This window comes from Rubritalea sp., assembly GCF_039830215.1.
In the GTDB taxonomy this organism is placed as follows: Bacteria; Verrucomicrobiota; Verrucomicrobiia; order Verrucomicrobiales; family Akkermansiaceae; genus Rubritalea.
On record NZ_JBDOPO010000179.1, the window covers coordinates 1 to 3,263 of the forward strand.

3 protein-coding genes are annotated in these 3,263 nt (G+C 47.4%); 1 reads left to right on the forward strand and 2 read right to left on the reverse strand.

The annotated features are described in order from the left end of the window. Window positions 1–76 precede the first annotated feature (76 nt). Window positions 77–382 (reverse strand): hypothetical protein, encoded by a 306-nt coding sequence (locus ABGY95_RS06080; RefSeq protein WP_347440803.1) that lies wholly within the window; start codon window positions 380–382, stop codon window positions 77–79. 314 nt (window positions 383–696) lie between these two features. Here ABGY95_RS06080 and ABGY95_RS06085 point away from each other — a divergent pair, with 314 nt between their 5' ends. Further along, the gene (locus tag ABGY95_RS06085; RefSeq protein ID WP_347440804.1) at window positions 697–996 is read left to right on the forward strand and encodes a hypothetical protein; all 300 of its coding nucleotides are present in this window, start codon (window positions 697–699) and stop codon (window positions 994–996) included. A gap of 158 nt (window positions 997–1,154) precedes the next feature. Here ABGY95_RS06085 and ABGY95_RS06090 read toward each other — a convergent pair whose 3' ends face one another. Further along, entirely contained in the window at window positions 1,155–3,164 is a 2,010-nt protein-coding gene (locus ABGY95_RS06090; protein WP_347440805.1) for a DUF455 family protein, read from the reverse strand. Window positions 3,165–3,263: the final 99 nt, after the last annotated feature.

Below are 3,263 nucleotides of genomic sequence, written 5' to 3' on the forward strand. Positions count from 1 at the left end.
TCAGCCATCGACGAAGCTCATTGATTCCAATGACCACTCCGTCTGAAAAAGATGGAATCCTACAATGTAGCATATACTAGCGACTTAGCTTGCCGCCATGAGCGATCACCCGATTTACCTGTTTCTCAGTCATACCCTGACGGGAGCGATTCAATTCACTCTCTGTCACCTTGGTTATTTGAGCCTCTAGCTGAATAACTTCACCATCCTCGAAGAACACCACATGGTATTGCTCGATTCTTTCCAGCTGGTTTTGGTGCTTTAAATTCAGCCCCATAACGCCTTCATTGCTCTCTAATACTGCTGCTATAACCTTTTCTTGTAGTTCGATCACTGGCAACGGCCTCACCTCAACCACACCAGCAATGACTCTTTGGATCATCCACCATTCCTGCCTGTACAGGATGAAGATCCATGTAGGCTGAAATCACTCTTTCAACATAGCAATCCTGCACTAACACATTCTTACATCTACTTTCATAAGCTCGTAAAGATACCCCCACCTGCAGAGAAATTCATTCCTTATCCACTCACACACCTTAGAATATCCAGCCACTAGAGCTGTGTAATATGAGTCATATACAAAAAGGCTTCTAGATAAGGCCAAACCTTACACCTGCAGGCGTTTCAAACCAACCTAATACTGGAATGGTTTCTGTATTACTAGAGGCATGACGAAGGCGTGATGTGAGCACTATGAATGAAGCAAAAAGTATATTCACCCAAAAAGCGCGCAGTACTCAATTTCAGATCTCCAACCATATCTACAAAATCCTAACAGCCTCATTAAGCTCTTTGGGAACTCCAATTGGTCATTCGCATCACATGAGCGTCTTTCACACAGCCACCGAAGGCGTGCGAAGATTAAAGCCTTCAGCCGTTGTGTTAGCACGCCTACAGGTCGTCTTTGAGAGAATCAAACGCCTCCGAAGGACCTGCACTTTCCAGAATAGCCGATCACTCAATGTCCCTGCGATGAGCAACCGCTTGCCGTAAGCTCGGTTTAGTCGACCTCTTCGGAGGCTGAGGCCTTACTTCTTAGGATTTGGCAGGCTCGGTTGCCGATTACTAGCTTTGGTAAGCTATGGGTATGTGGTGGCCACTCCCCACATCAAACTTTCCATAGCTATTTTGACGCGAGTGACCAATTGCTATTAACCTAAGCCTAATAAATCACTTGGCCGAGCGACCCGGTACACAGCAAGGAATTCTTCAGCGAGTTCAGGGTCATTCAACACATAAACACCAACTGTGAGACCTGATTTTTCTTTCAGGTCCTCATCTGGGCCAAAAGCTATCGAGTCGACCATCTGAGACTTCCGTACAATTTCATAATGTCCGCCCAATCCCGGTGCGGTTTTCTTCAACAACTCTAAAGCCACTCGGCCCATCGTGTACCGCAGATTGACTTCAACCACTGGCCTGAAGACTAATTTTCCATTGGCATCACGGAAGACCATCGAATCCACACCTATTGCTCCCACGTAGCCGCTATCGGCCAGTAGTTCTCCTAAAGCATCGATCAAAGTATGCCGGTAAAAATGATGCACCTGACAATCTCTAAACAAAAATCCACACAAATCCTCATCCAATCCCTGGGACCACTTTGGCAAAACTAACGAGCCACGAAACCTCCCTAGTTCATCATTGATGACTCTAGTCATTCCGCGCTGTTTGATCTCACCATTGGATCCAATTTCATACTGCGATGAGAAATCGAGAACGCGCTCCAACCATGGTTCTACCAGCACGCCCTGCTGTTCTTTCAGTACTTTCTTGAGCCACCCGCGCGCACTATTAGTCCACTTACCCTCCAATAACCTACAGTGCCCACGACCAGCATTCGAGTAGGCAGCTTTGATCAGCACATCTCCAACTGCAGCGGCCACATAATTCTCCACTTCATCGATACTGCTGCACCACTGCCCTAATGGCTCGCCTAACATCGACTCCAGCTTGAACCCAAATTCTTTGGACATCCAAATGGAGGGTGAGTTTCCCCGCCATTGGGCATCAACATTTTCGCTCATATTGTGGGAAAATGGCTCCAAGACATCGGACGCCTTTTGCTGCCATGCCCAAGGACGAACTCCACCAACACGGCGTTCTTCCAGTTCTTTAGAATCTCCCAGAACTACGCATTGCGGCATAGGGAATCCCCAATCCCGGATATTTTTTAGATGCTGCCTGCTAGGCTCTTTATGAAGTAACACCACATCATCACGTCTAGCCAGAGCCAGTGATACCATGCCCAAATCCTCCTCTAGCAGTCGTACATTTTTCTTCGCGGTAAGCGCCTGGTTATTCATCCGCGCCACTTCCTCACTCTCGGCATTCGGGTTAAACAAATGCACCACAGGCGTACGCCCGCGTGATTGCTCGGCCACTTCTAAAAGATCGATCCAGTCCTCATCAATCCCCGCGAGCCGTCTCCCCTCCGCATTGTACGGAGCCACACCTTTGGCTCGAACTGGAGCTAACGGAAAGTGTAGTTGTGTTTGAAATGCTTCCCAATCTGATTTCGATTGATCCTTCCACTTTCTAAACCACTGCAGACCATGCCCGACATGCTGGATTTCATCCTCATAGATTTTTTCTAACACCGCAGCAGTCCCCCCATCACCCACCTGCCTAAATAACTTCGCGTAATACACGGAGTAATCAAGATTTGCCTGTTCAAAGACCAGGCTTAGTCGGCTCACAAAATCCATTGGCTGCTCCATCGGCGCCACCGCTCTCCAAAAATAGTCATTCACAGGCAATTCACCAAACTCGACACCACACTCACGCATCCTTCGCATGTACATCAATGTGTGTGCCTGTTCCTCCTTCAATGTTTCGTAGACCCCCATACGAAAATCTTTTGGAGCATTAGGGAACTTTAGTAAGACAAGCGCCATCAACTCTGTCGCTAGTAGTTCGTGGTTCGCAAGGAAATGCAGCATCTTCCCGCGTTCGAAGTCGTCATCAAGACGGTTCGTTCCAGGAAAATCAGCCTTTACACCACGCTCGGAAATACGCAACTCGCTCGGACGTCCAGGTCCATCTGGCATTATAAATGCCTGATCCGGTTCATCATCGGTCACAAACTTGGGCTTGAGCAAGAGCTTTTCATCCAAGGAATGCCCATAGAGTACCTGCTCAGCGAAATCACGTAGTTCCATTCACTGCCTTATCCACACTTAGAGGAAAATTCAAATCCCTCTTTTCAAAATCAATTTCCTATTTAGTTTATTTTACAAATGAAACTCTTATTCACCTGC

Coding starts and splice junctions, on each gene's coding strand:
- ABGY95_RS06080 (WP_347440803.1), bottom strand. CDS start 382: ATGATCCAAAGAGTCATTGCTGGTGTGGTTGAGGTGAGGCCGTTGCCA.
- ABGY95_RS06085 (WP_347440804.1), top strand. CDS start 697: ATGAATGAAGCAAAAAGTATATTCACCCAAAAAGCGCGCAGTACTCAA.
- ABGY95_RS06090 (WP_347440805.1), bottom strand. CDS start 3,164: ATGGAACTACGTGATTTCGCTGAGCAGGTACTCTATGGGCATTCCTTG.